The following is a 16,993-nucleotide window of genomic DNA, read 5'->3' on the forward strand; positions in this document are numbered from 1 at the left end:
TGAACATCTCGTGCTCCACCTTTGCCTTCAGCCGCCAGTAGTCATTGCCGCTCAGATCGCCAAACGCCATCCAGATGCCCGGGTGCATCATCGCGTGATCGACGAGATCGCTCCCCTCATTCGGAGGATGATTACGGGTGACGCGAATGCTCGCCGGCGTGGTCACGTGCGTGAAGTACGGTCGCGTGATCTCCTGGTCCGCATATACGTAATCGGCGAATCGCTGTCCGCCGATCTCGATGTGCAGCACATTGGGCTCGTGCCTGAACGAGACGGCAGCCGGTTCCGAGGTCTCGCCGGCTCTGGTAGGGCTCGCCTCCTCGGAGCACGCAGAACTCCATACGGCCACGCCGAACGCCACGCCGAGCGCCGGCGCAAGGACTCGACTTCGAGATTTCGCCATTTTGTGCTGCTCTCCGTCGTGACGATCGCCGTCAGCCCGTGTACGGCAACTCGTAGCCCTTGCGATATTCACGCCTGATCAACTGGCTCGCCTGTGCGTGGCTCTCGCCGGTGATGGCCTCCGTCTTGGGATCGTAGGCGAGCTTGATGCCGCCGCAGCGGACGCCGATGTTTCCGAGGTGGCACAGATTCGTCGACACCGCGCCGCGCTCGATCGGGCTGTTCAGTATCGACGGATCGCCCTGCCTCACCGCGGTGGTGAAGTTGTTGATGATGTCCTCGGCCTGAACGCCGTAGTCCTCGGGCTTCACCTCGATCACCTTGCCGTCGACGGTGGTCGCGATTGCGCCCTTGCGGCCAATCTCCATCTTTCCCTTGGTGCCATAGAAGACGGTACCGTTGTCGTGCCCCTCCATCTTGTAGTCGGCCCAGAGGCGCATCTCGTACATGATCTGCTTGCCGGGATACTCGAAGACGATCATCTGTGTATCCGGCGTTTCATGGTCGTCGTCGTACCAGAGCTGCCCGCCAGACGTCACGATCGCCTGCGGATACTGCAAGTCCAGGCCAAGGCCCCAAATGGCTTCGTCGAGCTGGTGGATGCCGTCGTTGACCAGATCACCGCCGCCGTACTCCCAGAACCAATGCCAGTTGTAGTGCCAGCGGTTCTGCGTGAACGCACGCTGAGGCGCAGGACCGATCCACTTGTCATAGTCGACCCCTGTCGGGGGTGGCTCCTCCGGCGCCTTGCCAATCTTCTCGCGAAGCTGATGATTGATGGCTTTTGCGACGAAGACCTCACCGATCAGCCCTTCCTGAATCGCTCGCACGCCGGCGATGTCCACCGCGGAGCTGCGACGCTGGGTCCCGTGTTGCACGCATCTCCCGTGCTCCTTGGCACACTTCACGAGCAAGTTGGCCTCGTGAATGTTGTGGCTGCACGGCTTCTCCACATAGACGTCCTTGCCGGCCAGAATCGCCGCGAGGGCAAGCGGCGTATGCCAATGGTCGGTCGTGGCGATGACGACGGCATCGACGTCCTTGGTCTCCAGCAGCTTCCGATAGTCATCGTGTGTCGTGACCGCATTCCGCGTCTCGACCATGTGGGCCGCTTTCTGGAGCCGCTCCGGATCCAGATCGCACAGGGCGACGACGCGCGCATGACTGGCCTCTGCGAGACTCTCGAGGAGGCTGGCGCCTCGGCTTCCCGTGCCGATCATCGCAACGTTCACGATGTCGCTGGGAGACTGGCCGTGCGCTCTCGAGGCCATCAATGGCGCTGCCGCCAATGTGGCACCGACCTGTTGAATGAACGTCCGCCGAGACACTTCACTTTCCATCTCACGTCCTCCTATGTGGCCCTCCGGTCGGAGGTGAGCTCGATTCGCCGCCGCGCGACAGCGGCTCGCGCCTGCCGAAGCGCGAGCGCCGCGCCGCTCCTCAGGGCCACGATGTCGTTCGTGCAGAAGAGGATGTCGACGCCCTGCTCTGCCCAGAAGTCGAAGTCGGCCGGCGGCGACGCCGTCGCCACGTGCTTGCCGTGACGGCGGGCCGTCGCGATGATCTGGTGCGCCGCCTGCCTCACGAGCGGGTGGCCTGGCTCGCCGGGCACGCCCAAGCTCGCGGCGAGGTCGGCCGGGCCGATGAAGATGTCGACGCCTTCCACCGCGCAGAGCTCTTCCGCCCGCTCGGCGGCCTCGCGGGTCTCGATCTGCACCATCAAGCACAGCTCACCGTTGATCTGCTGCTGCGCGTCGGACAGGTTCTCGACGAGCCCATAGTGCAGCGCCCGCGAGACGCTGAAGGTCCCGCGAGCCCCCAAGGGCGCGAATCTGGCTTCCGCCACCAGGCCTTGTAACACTTCGGGCGCGTTGGCCATCGGCACATCGATGATGTCGGGGCCACACTCGGCCGCCTTCAAGACGCTCTCTCGCCGATAGTCGGGCACCCGAATCATCGTCAGCAGGCCGAGCGCTTGCGCGATCCGGCAGAGATCCGCCGCTTCGGCGAACGAGATCGGCGCGTGCTCCATTTCAATCCAGGCCGCATCGTAGCCGACATGGGCCGCGATCTCGATGAAGATGGGGTCGTAGAAGTATGCGGCCACCCCCAAGAGGGGCTTACCGTCGTTGGCGGACAAGCGGCGCTGAAGTCGAGTCATCGCAAACAAACAGAATCATGCTCGCTCAGAACGAGAACCGCGCACCGACCTGCATCGTGCGCGTGGAGACCGAGTTGAGCGTCCCGAAATCGTCCGCGTCGATTTCGCTCTCCAGGCCGCCGTAGTTCCGAGTGTTGAGCGCGTTGAACATGTCGGCGCGCACTTGCAGCCGATAGCGGCCGATGTGAAAGTTGCGTGCGAGGCCGAGATCCAGATTGTACGCGGCCAGCCCACGCGCCGCGTTCCATCCAAGCGTGCCGGGGCGAATCTGGGCACCGCTCGCCCCCGACAGCGGCACCCGCTCGAATGCCGCGGGATTGAGATACCGCAGGGTGTCGCGCCAGTCCGACAACACCATGTCGCCACCCCCATAGTCCGGCCGGGAGGACCCATACGCCGACTCGTCGTCGATAATGTCGACCGGCCGACCGCTGCGCGCCGTGAAGATGCCCGAGACCTGCCAGCCGCCCACGAGGCCGCGCACCAACCGGCTCGGCCCCATCGGGGCGACCTCGTAGATGAAGTTCGCGACGAGCCGGTGCCGGACATCCCAGTCGCTCGGGCCCCACTCGGCGTCGAGGTCGAACGTCTCCTGGGGTTGCGTCTCGAGCAGCAGATCGCCGCCCCCGTAGGACATGCTCTTGCTCAACGTATAGCTGGCCCCGAATCCCAAGCGGTTGGCGAACCGCCGCCGCAGGCTCAGTTGGAGCCCGTTGTACTCGCTCGAGTTCGACGCGTCGTACCAGTCGAACTGCGCGAAGCCGGCGTAGGGGCGAATGCCGGTCAAACGATCCGGTCGATTGATCTCCCAGACCGTGTTGAGGTTGTCGCCGCGGCTCCCGGTATAGCCGACCTCGAGGCTGTACTGGGCTCCGAGCTGTCGCTCGAAAATCGCGCTCCACTGCGTGCTGTAGGGGTTTGGAAAGTTGGGCGAGATCGAGCGGGTGCCCCAGAGCTGCGCCGGCCCTTGCAGCAGATCCTCCACGTCGGTGTTGGCCAGGGGGAAGCGAATGCCCAGCTCGAGCGAGTCCTGCCGGCTGGTGTTCACGCGGAACTGCTCATCGGCCGCGTTGAGCACGACATCCACCGGACCGCCAAAGAGCGGGTGAGGGCTGACGAAGAGGCCGACGCCGCCGCGCAGCACCGAGTGGGCGTCGATCGACCAGGCCACACCCACGCGAGGAGAGACGTTGTTGAAGTCCCCCGCGTACAGAGAGTCCGGTGAACGGAGCGGGCCGGTCCCGAACGGCGCGTCGCGATTGAAGAGGCGGCCGTCGCGCTCCTTGGGGACCGTGAAGTAGTCGTAGCGGAGACCCGCGTTCACGACGAGCGACGAGCCGAGGCGGATATCGTCCTGGACGAACCCGCCGAGCTGCGACGTCGTGAGGCGGAAGTCGTTCAAGCCGAACGTGAACTGTCCGCCGTTCGGGATGTTGGCGTAGAAATCGTCGATGGAGCTGTACTCATAACCGGGAACCTGGAAGTTCTCGCGGCCCGCACGCTGGTGCACCAAGCCGAAGCCTGCCTTCAGCGAATGCCGTCCTCGCGTCGTGGCGATGACCTGATCGAAGCTGAAGAGCCACCCCCGCTTCAGGAACAGCTCACCGTCGCTGAGATCCACGCCCGACACGTCGACGTTCGGGTGGCCCAGCGTATAGAGCTGGTCCACGCGGTCGATATTGCTGCGGTTCACGCCTGCCCGCGTCTCGAAGACCCAGGCCGTCGCTGCGTGCGTGAAGGCCATGGTTGCCGAGTCCTGCTGGCCGCTGAACGTGCGCGGGTTGGCTTCGATGACGCGCGGGTCGATGCGCGCCGGACGACCGCCTGAATAGCGCACATTGAAGCGATTGGCCGATGACAGCGTGACGTCCACACGGGCCGTCACGTGGTCGTCGTCGCGCGAGTCGGGCCTCAGCGCCTGAAACCGCGCCGTGCGCGCGCCGGCGTCGTACGGCTCGGTGGGATCCGGGAACAGCGCGAAAAAGGACTCGTAGACGGGATTGGCAGCGAGCGCTTCGGCCCTCCACTCGGGGGTCGGCACGTTGTCGCGCTGGAGCGCCAGCTCGTCGGAACGGACACCTTCATAGGTACCGAAGAAGAAGAGGCGATTGCGAACAACGGGGCCCCCGAGCGAGCCGCCGAACTGGTTGAATCGCTTCTCGGGCGCCTGGTCGACGAAGGGGTTCGCGGCATCGAGATCGTCGCGCTGATGGTTCTCGAAGAGGCTGCCGTGGAACGTGTTCGAGCCGCTGCGCGTGATGATGTTGACGTTGCCGGCCATGGTCCCGCCGAACTCGGCCGACGCGATGCCGCTGCTGACGCTGATCTCGGCAATGGCCTCGGTGCTCACACCGCTGATGGTGTTGAAGCCTTGATAGGCGCCGATCGACGGCGCCTCGGCGTCGCTCGAGCCGTTGGTGCCGTCGATGGTCAGGCTGAGGCCGGACGGCGGCAGGCCGTTCATGACGGCGCCTTCACCGTCGAGAACGACCGACGAATCGAGCTCGAGCAACTGCGACCAATCGCGGCGGCCAACCGGCAGCTCGACCAGCTGCTCGTCGGACACCACGTCCTGGAGCTGCGCGTTGGCACGGTTGATGAGCGGCGTGGCCGCCGTCACGTTGACGGCGTCGGTGAGCTCCCCAACGGCGAGCGAGATCGCCAACCGCACCGTCTGGCCGGCGGAGAGCTCCAGATCCTGCACGTGCTCGGCAAAGCCTTCGAGCGCCACTCGCAGCGTGTAGCGGCCGACCGGGACGAAGTTGATCGTCACCTCGCCCTCCTCGCTCGTGACCTCGGTCCAGGCCGCCGCCGTGGTTTCGTTCGTGAGCGTCACGTTCGCGCCCGGCACGACGCCACCGGTCGCGTCGGTCACGCGCCCGTACACCGTTGCGGTTGTCACTTGCGCGTCGGCGCCCGCGCCGCAGGCGAGTATCGCCGCCACCACCACCGCCGTCGCGAAGATTCGCGTCCTCATCGCTCCGTTCCTCTCTGTTGCCCGTTCTTCGCGTGGTCGGCGTCCGGCAGCGGTGACTCACACCATGTGAGAGCGGCGCCGTCGTGTCCTGCGCGCATGCGTCGCAGGCGCGCGCGCTTCCGCCGACCGAGAAATCCGGGACAAGAGCCCGCTGTGTTTCAAATTGTCTCAATGCTAGCCGTGTCTTGGAAAATGTCAATATGTATTTTCGTAATAGGCGCTAATCAATTGGAATGGAGCGCTCGATAACCCCGTCCAAGAGGTATCCTTTCCTCCCGGCGGCGGGAGGTTTCGCGTCACGGCCGGGGAGGTGCGGCACGTCGGCGGCCGTTGACGGCTTGTTGATTAGAAATACTTGTTTACAATTTCCAATATTTGAATGTAGGGTACGATTCACACGGATCGTGCCGATCCGACGAGCATGAAAGCGGCGCTGCGGCTTGCGGCTCACATGGGAGGCGGACGCGCGGCGACGCTCGCCGCGCCATTCACGACGAAGGGGACGACTGAATGACTCGACTTCAGCGCCTGCTGCACGCAAACCGTGGAAGGCCGGTGCTCGGCGCGGCGGTGTACTTCAACGATCCCATTTTCCTCGAGATTGCCGCGCGGTTGGGCTACCAAGCCGCTTGGATCGAGATGGAGCACGCGCCGATCTCGTTTGGCGAGGCGGCCGATCTGTGTCGCGTGTCGCAGGGCCTCGGCCTGCTGACGATGATTCGCGTGCCTGATAGTCGACGGGAGAGCGTGCTCAAGGCGGCTGAGTGCGGTCCCGATATCATCGACGTGCCAATGGCCAACGCTCCCGAAGTCTTGCGACGCCTGGTGGCGGAAGCGAGGTTCGCGCCATTGGGAGCCCGCGGAACCTTCAGCGTCTCGCGGGCGCTCCACTACGGTCTCGTGGACAGCCTTTCAAAGGCGCAACAGCAGATCAACGACGAGCTGTGCCTGATGGTGCAGATCGAGACGCGCGAAGCGGCGGATCGGGCGGAGGAGCTGTGCGCGGTGTCGGGTGTCGACATCTTCATCGGACCGGCGGACCTGGCGGCGAGCCTCGGCGTGCCGGGAGAGCCAGGTCATCCGCTCGTGCGGAGCGCCGCCGCCACGATCATCGCGACCGCGCGGCGACACGGGAAGCACGTGGCCAGCGCCTCGGGGCCTGCCGAGTTCGGCTTCTGGGTCGACCAAGGCATCGACATCCTGTTCTGCACCAACGACATTGTTGCCTTGCGCACGGGTGCCGAGCTGGCACTGCAGGAAGCCCGGGACGCCGTGACGCGATCGGGCGTCATACGCTAAAATCGATGCCGAGCTCGTGTCGAACGAGTTGATGTGGATACGGCATAACTCTCGACAGATTCATACGGCACAGAGATGGAAGGCATTTCGCGCCGCCTGACTTGAGAGCCACTTGCGCTTGACATTTGCTTGCGCTACGCTGGGTCAATGACGAGCACAACTCGGCAACTGGCGAAAGATGTGCTCGACCGGGTCGGCGACGACGTCGAGTCGCTACGGAGTCTCGTCGATCTGCTGGATCGCCGCCTGTCTTCCAGCCCGCTGGAGCGCACGATGCGTCTCTGGGACGTCTCTCGAGCGGATCTCGGTCACGCCTTCGGCGTGTCACGACAGGCCATGAGCCAGTGGCTCGTGGAGGGACCGCCACCGTCGCGCGCCGACCAGGTCGCGGCCCTCGGCCAGGCCACGGACTTGCTCGACCGGTGGGTCAAGCGCGACCGCATCCCTGCGGTCGTCCGCCGTTCGGTACCCGTGCTAGGCGGGCGATCCCGATTCGATGTGGCACTGGCAGGCGAGTTCGATGTGCTACTCAACGAGCTCCGCGACACCTTCGACCTTTCGCGCGTCGCTCCGTGATTGAGACCGTACTCCACGACGGCCACGTGTGGCTGAGAATAGCCAAGCCACACTACGCCGATCCGTTCGACCCGTCTCATGCCCAGGAACGCGGCGGCCGCTGGAATCCGCCCAGGTCGTGGCCGACGCTGTACCTCAACCACGACTTGCGCACAGTCCACGCGCAGGTCCGTCATCTGTTCCTCGACCGCGCTATCGATCCCGACGACCTCGGTGACGACGCCCCGATCGTGCTGGCAGCCGCCACGCTGCCGGCACGCCAGCGCGTGGCCAACCTCACGTCCGACGAGGGGTTGACTGAGGTGGGTCTGGCAACAGCCTACCCGCTGGACCAGCACGGCCTACCAATCCCGCACGCGGCGACGCAGGCAGTCGGGAAGCGCGTCCACGATGCGGGGCTTCGTGGCGTTTTCTGCCGTTCTGCAGCGACCGGCGATGGGGCCGGCCGCGAGCTGGCCTGGTTCCCGTCGGCCGGTGGGCGCGCCCGTGCCGTGTGGCCGCGACCACTCGGGTTTGGACGATGGCGCCATGCTCGGAGGCTCAGCGATATCCGCCGCCCACGTGGCGCAGCATGAAGCGTCTTCGGAGGCCCATATAGCGCTCAGTAGAGTAGCTCCAACACTGTTGCTCGACACGGTTCCGGTCTCCTCATTCCTTCGGCTTGCCGTCGGCGAAGGTCACTTGGCCGACAACCTTGCCAGAGGCATCCCAGGCGGTGGCGACACCTTCGGCACGGTGGTCGCGCCAGGTGGATTCCGTGTGTTTCTGTCCGTTCGGCCAATACCCCGTCCAGACGTGCGTGCCGTCCGTCCGGTGATCCCATCTCCACAGCCGACTGCCGTCTTCTCGCCACAAGGTCTCGGGTCCCACCTTGCGGCCACGGTCGTACCTCGCCGTCCACTGCCTGTGCCCGTTCGGGTAGTACCACGTCTCCGTGCCGTGGAGCAGGTAACGGCCGTCGGTGGCGACGCCCGCGCTCCATCGCGCCCGCACCCGGCCGCTCGCGTCGTGCTCCTCGTAGGTCCGGACCTCGCCGACAGAGGGCTGTGGGGGCGCCGTCGACACCTGCTCCTCGTCTGTGGCTCCCGGCGGCGCCAGAATCCATGCCTCGTTGAACTCGAAGTGGAGAGCCTGCGCGTTCATGGACGTGATGAGGTGAATGAGACCGTTCGGCCCTTGGCTCGCGACCGCGTACCCCAGGGTCGCACCGCCAAGATCCCGAGCCCGTTCCGGCGACTCGTGCGCCTCGGCGCCCGGCAGCGGCTTGATGTGCCAGGTCTCCCCCTCGTCATCCGACAGCGCAACATAGGCGCCGCGCTCCCTGATACCTGCCGGCTGCTTGCCGTGGCGATCCTGCAGATCGCCCGCGAAGAACAATCGTCCGCTCGCGAGCCGCGCGATCGTCGGCCGCTGGTTGGCGTCGAGCGCTGGGAAGGGTGTTTTGCTCGTCGCCCACGTGCGTCCCGCATCGCTCGAGATCGACCGCGGCATGAAGCCGTCGAGATCGGAGTTCTTGCCGCCCATGCCGAGGATGCGGTTGTCCTTCAGAGGAGCGAACGCCGTGTGCCTGCCGTTCGTTCGTCCGCCCGGGTCGCTCCAGGTGCGCCCGCCATCGCGGCTCACCCAGAGGAGTGACTCTGCGCCTATCCCGTCGCTCGCGGCGAACATCGCACCGTCTGGAGTGCGAAATGCGCTGGTGATCGGCTGCGCCGAATGGCCGCCGACCAACGCCGTGAACATCGGAAACGCCCCCTCACTCCAGCTCGCGCCGTTGTCGTCAGAGGAGGACCACTGGAAGGGAAAGCCGGAGGAGAGTTGACTGGAGCCCCAGAAGAGTCGCAGCGTCTTCCCATCACGCCAAAGCATCGGTGAGGCGTCGTTCGCGTCGGCAAAGTCGAGTAGGAAGCCCGGCATGTCCCATGCGTCGGCGCCAAAGCGCAAGCGCGTGGCCATGAGTGCCACGTCCGGCGTCGTCTCAGACACCGACGTGAAATAGATCGCCAGCACGTCCCCGTTTGGCGCCACGGCGAGCGCCGGGCTGTGCTGATGCCGCAGGATCGACGGATGCAGCCCAGCGATCCGTTGAGCCGCGAGCCTCTCCTCCGGCGTGTTCTCAGGTGGAATCGGGAGCAGGCGACGTTTGCGGAAGTACGGACGATCCGGATGTGGACCGTGCTCGGCGAGATCGACTCGCTGCTTGACCGCTTGTTGGAAGAACGGCGCCGCGACCGGAGTCGGCGCTGTTTCCGGGGGTGGCGCCATGACGACGCGGAAGCCGATGGAATGATTGCCCTGATTGTTTGGCGTGTCGCGTACGAAGTCGGCATACAGCTCCGGCTTGGCCTGTTGCTGCACGGTCTGGCCCTCCACCGTATCTGATTCGAGGAGCGACCGCTGCGCTTCTCGAGCGGCAGGTGGCGGAAATCCTGGGGCGTAGCTCGCACGATTCGCAGAGCGGGCGTAGTAAGGTGTTTGCTGATCGAGACCGCCCCCGCGGATCACCTTTGCGTGGCCCGCGGCCGGACCGACGGGATCTGACTGGTGATCATTCAGATAGGGCGCATACCAATCGAGGACCCATTCAGCGACGCCCGTGTGCATGTTTTTCAGACCCCACGCGTTGGCCGACTCCGGCGCTGGCGGCCGGTCGCCAGACGAGAACAGCGTCGTCGTGCCCGCGCGGGCTGCGAACTCCCACTCCGCCTCCGTTGGCAGACGGTAATGCCGTCCCTCCTTACGGCTAAACCACTCGCAGAATTCCTTGGCTTCATACCACAGAGGATCGCACGCAACGGCCTGTGATCGCCGAAGGGATCCCCAGGGCGCCCGGCCGCACCGGCCAGGTGCGGGCCGTGGGTGACGGGTGTCTCGCGTCGCCCGCACACTTTTCTGAACCGTGCAGGGGGAGCAACCGCCACGGCCGCCCGCGGCGCAAGTCTTGCGAAGATGCCACGGGCGGCGAGATAAGAAAATACGAATTGACAATTTCCAATATACGGCGCTACCGTAGGTCCGACCGCACGTCGCCACTCCCTGGAAGCGTGCGCGACCGTTTCTTCCCTCCTTCGATTCGAGAACGCTCCACAATGGACGGGAGCTCGCGGATGGCCAACGATGGCAGCTGGTAGGCGCGTCACATGCGTGATAGCGGCCGACGACCTGACCGGCGCGGCCGACGCCTGCGCAACCTTCGTCGAGCGTGGTCTGTCGGGAGTCGTGAGGCTCCGCGCCTCCCCGTGCGCACCTGCGGCCGACGTCGTCGCCATCAGCACCGAGAGCCGAGGCTTGTCGTCTGCAGAGGCGGCAGGCCGCGTCCGTCGCGTGAGCGAGCGCTGGTCGTCCGACTGCGAAGGCGCGGTGGGCTTCAAGAAGATCGATTCGACATTGCGCGGCCATATCGGCGAGGAGCTAGCGGCCGTCATGGAGGCGTGGCGTGCCACCCGAGCCATCGTCGCCCCGGCGTTTCCCCGCATGGGCCGTACGCTAGAGGGCGGCCTGCTCCGGGTGGCGGGCGGTGATGCGCAGGAAACAGATGCGCCCCAAGGTCATCTGCCCACGCTACTCGCCACGCAAGGGCTTCGGGACTGCCGTCTGGTGCTGCGGCCCAGCAACGAGCCCTCTCTGGACGGCTGGGCGAGCGCGATGGCGTCGGCGCTGAGAAGTGGTCGCCGAGTGATTGTTTGCGACAGCCTGCACGATGAAGATCTGGATGCCATCGTGCATGCGGTGTGGGGAATTCCCGAGCGTGTGCTGTGGGTTGGCTCCGCTGGCCTTGCAGGGGCGCTCGCGCGGCGGCTCACGGACCTGCCAAGGAGATCCAGTGCGCCCACGCTCTCGGCAAGGCCCGTTGGTGGAGCAGGCACCAGAGAGGGCTCGGTCGTCTTCTGGATCGGCTCCACGCAGGCCGTGACCGTCCGGCAATGCGAACGCGTGTTGAGCGACGACGGGTCTCGCCTCGTTGCGCTCGCTGCGGCGGATGTGGACGCCTTGGAGCGGCATCTCCACGCGGGACGTCACGTGCTCCTGGATGCTGGTCCGACGGTGGCCGACGACGCGCTGGCGCCATGTGTGCGTGTAGCGGCGAGCCATCGCATCGCTGGCTTCGTGATGTCCGGCGGCGACACCGCTGCGCGAGTGTGCCGCGCGCTCGGCGCTGACGCGATCCAGATCGGTGGCGAAGTGTCGGGCGGGATTCCGTGGGGCTGGCTCCAGGCCAGCGCGGAGACGACCGCTGTGCACGACGCGGAGCCGCTCGGGCAGCCCGCGCGGCGATGGCCCGTCGTGTTGAAGGCCGGCGGCTTTGGGGGCCCTGACGCCTTCGTTCAGGCCCTGATGTTTCTCACAGCCACTGCGGGAGATCAGATCTGATGTCCGAGCAACGGCGCCGACGGCCGGTGATCGCCGTGACCATGGGTGATCCCGCTGGCATTGGCGCCGAGGTCATCCTCAAGGCGCTGTCCGATCCCGCGGTAGCGCCGCTTGCGCGATGGGTCATCGTGGGAGACCGGGCGCTCCTCGATCGCGCAGGCGAGGTCAGCGGCGTGGACCTGGCACGCCTGGAGACGGCAACGGTGCGTCAGGTCGATGCGCTCAACGGATCGACCGTTGTTCCTGGGAAGCTCGATGCGGCGTGCGGCCGCGCCGCCGTGGCGTACGTCCGAGACGCAACCGAGATGTGCCTGCGGCAGGAAGCCGCGGCCATGGTCACCGCGCCGGTCAACAAGGAGGCGGTCGCGCTCTCTGGCATGCCGTTCTCCGGCCATACCGAGTACATCGCCGAGCTGTGCGGCGGCGCGGACTCCCGCATGATGCTCACGAACCCGCGCCTGTCGGTGGTTCACGTGACGACGCATGTCGCCCTCCGGGAGGCGTGCAACGCCACGACGTCGCGCGTCGTGCGCACGATCACGCTCGGCCACGAGGCGATGGCGTGGCTCGGGCAGACCGAGCCGAGGATCGCCGTGGCGGGACTCAACCCGCACGCCGGCGAGCACGCCTTGTTCGGACGGGAGGAGCAGGAGACCATCCAGCGTGCGATCGAGACGGTGTGCGCGCAAGGCATCCGGTGCGCAGGCCCCTTCGCGCCCGACACGCTCTTCGTGGATGCGTGGCGCGGGCAATGGGATCTCGTGGTGGCCATGTATCACGACCAGGGCCATATTCCCATGAAGCTGCTCGATTTCGCCAACACGGTCAACGTGACGTTGGGCATCCCCATCGTCCGCACGTCGGTGGATCATGGCACGGCCTTCGATATCGCCGGCCGGAACCTCGCCGATCCGACGAGCATGAAGGCGGCGTTACGGCTTGCGGTTCAAATGGGAGGACGACGCGCGGCGGCGCTCGCCGCGCCATCCACGACGAAAGGGACGACCGCATGACTCGACTCCAGCGCCTGGTGCACGCAAACGGCGGAAGGCCGGTGCTTGGCGCGGCGGTGTACTTCAACGATCCCATCTTCCTCGAGATTGCCGCGCGGGTCGGCTACCAGGCCGCCTGGATCGAGATGGAGCATGCGCCCATCTCGTTTGGCGAGGCGGCCGATCTCTGTCGCGTGTCGCAGGGCCTCGGCCTGCTGACGATGATTCGCGTGCCCGATAGTCGGCGGGAGAGCGTGCTCAAGGCGGCCGAGTGCGGGCCCGATATCATCGACGTTCCAATGGCCAATACGCCGGACGTGCTGGAGGATCTGCTGGCCCAAGCCCGGTTCGCTCCGCTCGGCGCGCGCGGGTGCTTCAGCGTGTCGCGGGCGCTCCACTACGGCTTGGTCGACAATCTCTCCGAGGCGCAGCAGCGAATCAACGACGAGCTGTGCCTGATGGTGCAGATCGAGACGCGAGAAGCGGCGGATCGGGCGGAGGAGCTGTGCGCGGTGGAGGGTGTCGACATCTTCATCGGGCCGGCGGATCTGGCGGCGAGCCTCGGTGTGCCGGGAGAGCCGGGCCATCCACTCGTGCGCCGCGCCGCCACGACGATCGTCGCCGCGGCGCGACGTCACGGGAAGCACGTGGCCAGCGCCTCGGGGCCTGCCGATTTCGGCTTCTGGGTCGACCAAGGCATCGACATACTTTTCTGCACGAACGACATTGTCGCCTTGCGCACGGGTGCCGAGCTCGCATTGCGGGAGGCGCGCGACGCCGTGACGCGATCACGGGCGGAATCCGCGTCGGAGCACGGTCGGAGATAGCTGGGGTCCGTTGGTGAGTAGCGCGATCCGAACGTGGGAGCGCTCCAGGATCCGTCGGTCTCTCATGGACGCACGAGATCTCCCTCGTTGAAGCGCCACTCGCCCGCGATCTCGCCCGACGGTGTCCAGGCCGTCGCTTGCCCATGGCAGACAGTGTCGCGCCATTCGGATCGGTGCTTGCGCCCGCCGTCAGGCCAATACTGCGTCCAGAGCCCGTATCCGTCCGCCTTGCGCTCCCATTCCCAGACAAGCGTGCCGTCGGAAGCCCAGTACCGCTCGAGACCAACCTTCTTACCCTGGCGGTACGTCACCTGGTAATGCCGCGCGCCGCCTGGATAGAACCACCTCTCGGTACCGTCCAGCAGGTATCGGCCATTCGCGGTTCGGCGTGCACTCCACGTCGCTCGGGTCGCTCCACGTGGATAACGTTGCTCGCCTCGTATCGCCGGCCCGGTGAGCGCGGCGCCAGCGGTATCTACGTCCGGCAGATCTGAGAGTATCCAAGCCTCGTTCATCTCGAGCTTTTGGGACGGATGCGTCATGCTCGTGATGAGGTGAATCGGCCCGTTGGGCGCCTGCGTGGCCACGGCGTATCCAAGTGTTGGGCTGGAGTGGTAGAAGCGCGCCCAGTCGTCCGGATCTCGATCCTTGAAGACGGCAGCCTCGTGCGGCAGAGCGTGCTGCAGCGTCTTGATGTGCCAGCTCTTGCCATCGTCGTCTGAGAGCGCAACGAAGGCGCCGCGCGCGGTGACGCCAGCCGGCCATCACGGTCTTGCCAGTCGGACGCGACGAACAAGCGTCCGCTCCTCAACCGCACGAGGGCGGGCCGCTGGTGGCTCGCCAGCGCCGGAAATGGAGACTTGCGCTCCTTCCAGCTCTTGCCGCCGTCGGTGGATCTGAACTGCGGCATGAAGCCATCGATGTCCGTGTCCTTGCCGCCGAGCGCGAACAAGCTGCCATCGTCGAGCACGACATACAGCGTGTGTCGTCCGCGCGTGCCGTGTCCCGCTCCGACGTCGTACCATGTGCGCCCTTCGTCACGGCTTGCAAGGAGGAGCGATTGTCCCCCTACGCCATCGATGGGCACGTGCATCGTGCCGTCAGCCGTCCGGAACGCCGTGCTGATGGGTTGGGGCGAGTAGCCGCGAAGCGGCGGATCGAACAACGGCAGCCGGACAGGGCTCCACGTCGCGCCGGAGTCGGTGGATGACGTCCATCGAAACGGCACACCGGTGAGGCCGACACCGCCGCCGAAGAAGTGCACGGTGTCATCGTCCGTCCAGAGAAGGGCGGAGGCGTCCTGCACGTCGGCGAAGTCCATGAAAACGCTTGGCACGTCCCATTGCTCGCTGCCGAAGCGGCGGCGGGTCACCACGAACGCGTTGCCGGGGCGATACTCGGCCTGCTGCGTAGCCGCGGTGAAGGTCACGACCAACAGGTCGCCGTTTGGCGTGACGGTCACGCCGGCCGAATGGTTGTGTCCGCCGAGCCCAGGATCGAGGCCCGAGGCCTTGACGGCATCGGGCATCATGTTCTCCGGCGGCACGGCCAACAACGGTCGCCGCCGGAACCACGGCTGGTCGGCCGGCGGTCCGGCATCTACGTGCGCATTCCGCTGTTTGACGAGCTCGAGCGAGAACGGTTGGCGAGCGGGATAAGGCGGTGTGCGAGGCAGCTCACCCATCACGATCCTGAAGCCGATGGGATGCATACCGCGGTAGTGCAGCGGCGCGCTGGCGCGATTGGCGGATCGACGATAGTAGGGCAGGAGGCCGTGCGGCCGATTGCCGCGTGGCCCCTGCGGTCCACCACCTCGCACGACGCGCCCCCAGCCGCTGGCCGGTCCCACTGGGTCGACCTGCGACTCGGGACGATACGGGCCGTACCAGTCGGCCACCCACTCGAGCGCGCCGGTATGCATGTTCTTCACGCCGAGCGCGTTGGCTTCGCCGTGGCTTGGTGGCGTGTCGCCGCTGGAGAAGTGCGACGCCGAGCCGGCGCGCGCCACGTACTCCCATTCGGCCTCGGTGGGCAGCCGGTAGGGTCGCCCCTCGCGGCCGCTCAGCCACCGGCAGAACGCTGTGGCTTCGTCGTACGAAATGCCGGTCACGGCCGGTGAATAGCGACCGGCATCGTGATATTCCTGGCGGAACTCTTGAAATCGACCAACGGTGATCTCGGTCTCCGAGATGTAGAAGTCGCGCGAGATCCTGACATCGTGCACGGGCGTCTCGTCGTAGTCTCCGTGCGTGCGGTACCACGACTGCCCGAGAACGCGATGGTCGGTCGGTCGCGTACTACCCATGCGAAAGGTCCCGGCGGGGATCCGGACCATCCGCACGTCGATCGAGTTCTCGAAGAACGGCTCCAGCGGCTCGTCGGCGGGCCGAAGGCCCGTCGTCGCTGCCACCAGGATGGCCGCGAGGGCCGCGACCAGCAGTCGTCTCCTAGCTGTGGGACATTTCATCATCGCGAGAGGTGTCCCTGCGACCGCGATCACGCTACGGACGCTGCGCCTCGACGAGCTTGCTCAGGAAGTCGACGATAGATGATTAGTTTTCATGTGTCAAATACTAATTCCGATAAATGACTGTATATTCCAGTTATGTCTCCGGACACTACATCGTCCGCTCGTCCGCCTGAAGGCCGAGAAAGACCTGCTGCGGTGAGTCGAGCCGTCGGCGTGCTGCGGTGAATCGAGCCGTCGGCGTCCCGTTCACTCGTCGAGCAACTCCAGGTCGAGCTGGCCAAGGCGCTCGGGGTCAGCGAGAATATCGATCGAAACGATCTTGCCGCGCGCGATCGTGAAGGCGAACGCCACGCGCGGCTGTCCGCCCGGAGCCCACACGGCGCCCGGAGCTCCATTGATGAATGAAGAACCCAGCCGCGATTCTTCCTGGCGCGATGCAGGCCATCCTGGCCCTGAAGTCGGCCACGGAAAGGGCGGCGTGCCGCCGACGACGCTCGAGCTCGTGCACCTGCGCGCGAGCCAGATCAATGGCTGCAGCTTCTGCGTCGACTGGGGCACACGCGCCGCCAGGCAGGCCGACGAGTCCGACGAGCGCCTCTTCGCGGTGGCGGCCTGGCGGGAGACGCCCTACTTCACCGACGCCGAGCGCGCCGCGCTGTCACTCACCGAGGCCGTTACCCGACTCAGCGATCGAGCTGATCCGGTACCGGACCTGATCTGGAGCGAGGCCGCACGGCATTACGACGAGCGGGCGCTTGCGGCCTTGATCCTCTCGATCGCGACCACCAACGTGTTCAATCGCCTCAACGTTACCACCAGGCAGATGGCGGGCGGAAAGTGGGAAGATAGCGTCGTCGTTGACCAGCAGTGGGCAGCGCGGTGATCGCGCGCACGCGTGATCGCCCCGCCCAATGCAGCTTG

12 protein-coding genes and 1 pseudogene are annotated in these 16,993 nt (G+C 65.9%); 6 read left to right on the forward strand and 7 right to left on the reverse strand.

The window, feature by feature from the left end:
• From GEV06_17610 to GEV06_17625, 4 genes are all read right to left on the reverse strand, one after another.
• Positions 1-403, reverse strand: a 403-nt coding sequence (locus GEV06_17610; GenBank protein MPZ19716.1) for a hypothetical protein, incomplete at its 3' end; no start/stop codon positions are given.
• Between the two features lie 31 nt (positions 404-434).
• A complete protein-coding gene (locus GEV06_17615; protein MPZ19717.1) occupies positions 435-1,742 on the reverse strand; it encodes a gfo/Idh/MocA family oxidoreductase in 1,308 nt (435 codons plus the stop codon).
• An 11-nt stretch (positions 1,743-1,753) separates the two neighbouring features.
• Entirely contained in the window at positions 1,754-2,563 is an 810-nt protein-coding gene (locus GEV06_17620) for a hypothetical protein (protein ID MPZ19718.1), read from the reverse strand.
• A gap of 25 nt (positions 2,564-2,588) precedes the next feature.
• Entirely contained in the window at positions 2,589-5,540 is a 2,952-nt protein-coding gene (locus tag GEV06_17625) for a PEGA domain-containing protein (protein ID MPZ19719.1), read from the reverse strand.
• 510 nt (positions 5,541-6,050) lie between these two features.
• Between GEV06_17625 and GEV06_17630 the strand changes: the two genes are divergently transcribed.
• A complete protein-coding gene (locus GEV06_17630) occupies positions 6,051-6,839 on the forward strand; it encodes a hypothetical protein (GenBank protein ID MPZ19720.1) in 789 nt (262 codons plus the stop codon).
• 125 nt (positions 6,840-6,964) lie between these two features.
• Positions 6,965-7,990 (forward strand): RES domain-containing protein, encoded by a 1,026-nt coding sequence (locus GEV06_17635; GenBank protein MPZ19721.1) that lies wholly within the window; start codon positions 6,965-6,967, stop codon positions 7,988-7,990.
• Between the two features lie 73 nt (positions 7,991-8,063).
• On the opposite strand, the gene GEV06_17640 is transcribed toward GEV06_17635, so the two are convergent.
• Positions 8,064-10,502 (reverse strand): SUMF1/EgtB/PvdO family nonheme iron enzyme, encoded by a 2,439-nt coding sequence (locus GEV06_17640; protein MPZ19722.1) that lies wholly within the window; start codon positions 10,500-10,502, stop codon positions 8,064-8,066.
• 27 nt (positions 10,503-10,529) lie between these two features.
• On the opposite strand from GEV06_17640, the gene GEV06_17645 reads away from it, so the two are divergent.
• Genes GEV06_17645 through GEV06_17655 form a run of 3 tightly spaced genes read left to right on the forward strand, consistent with a single transcriptional unit; the run spans position 10,530 to position 13,602 of the window.
• Positions 10,530-11,783, forward strand: a complete 1,254-nt coding sequence (locus tag GEV06_17645; protein ID MPZ19723.1) for a hypothetical protein — start codon at positions 10,530-10,532, stop codon at positions 11,781-11,783.
• Positions 11,783-12,796: a 4-hydroxythreonine-4-phosphate dehydrogenase PdxA gene (gene pdxA / locus GEV06_17650; protein ID MPZ19724.1), complete on the forward strand. Its 1,014-nt coding sequence runs from the start codon at positions 11,783-11,785 to the stop codon at positions 12,794-12,796. The genes GEV06_17645 and pdxA overlap by 1 nt, the downstream gene beginning before the upstream one ends.
• The gene (locus GEV06_17655; protein MPZ19725.1) at positions 12,793-13,602 is read left to right on the forward strand and encodes a hypothetical protein; all 810 of its coding nucleotides are present in this window, start codon (positions 12,793-12,795) and stop codon (positions 13,600-13,602) included. Before pdxA ends, GEV06_17655 begins: the two co-directional genes overlap by 4 nt.
• Positions 13,603-13,664: 62 nt before the next feature.
• On the opposite strand, the gene GEV06_17660 is transcribed toward GEV06_17655, so the two are convergent.
• Positions 13,665-14,189 (reverse strand): hypothetical protein, encoded by a 525-nt coding sequence (locus GEV06_17660; protein MPZ19726.1) that lies wholly within the window; start codon positions 14,187-14,189, stop codon positions 13,665-13,667.
• The gene (locus tag GEV06_17665; GenBank protein MPZ19727.1) at positions 14,141-16,072 is read right to left on the reverse strand and encodes an SUMF1/EgtB/PvdO family nonheme iron enzyme; all 1,932 of its coding nucleotides are present in this window, start codon (positions 16,070-16,072) and stop codon (positions 14,141-14,143) included. The genes GEV06_17660 and GEV06_17665 overlap by 49 nt, the downstream gene beginning before the upstream one ends.
• A gap of 401 nt (positions 16,073-16,473) precedes the next feature.
• Here GEV06_17665 and GEV06_17670 point away from each other — a divergent pair.
• Positions 16,474-16,955: pseudogene (locus GEV06_17670) on the forward strand (carboxymuconolactone decarboxylase family protein).
• Positions 16,956-16,993 lie beyond the last annotated feature (38 nt).

Origin of the sequence: Luteitalea sp., assembly GCA_009377605.1 — a bacterium.
Classification (GTDB): Bacteria; Acidobacteriota; Vicinamibacteria; order Vicinamibacterales; family Vicinamibacteraceae; genus WHTT01.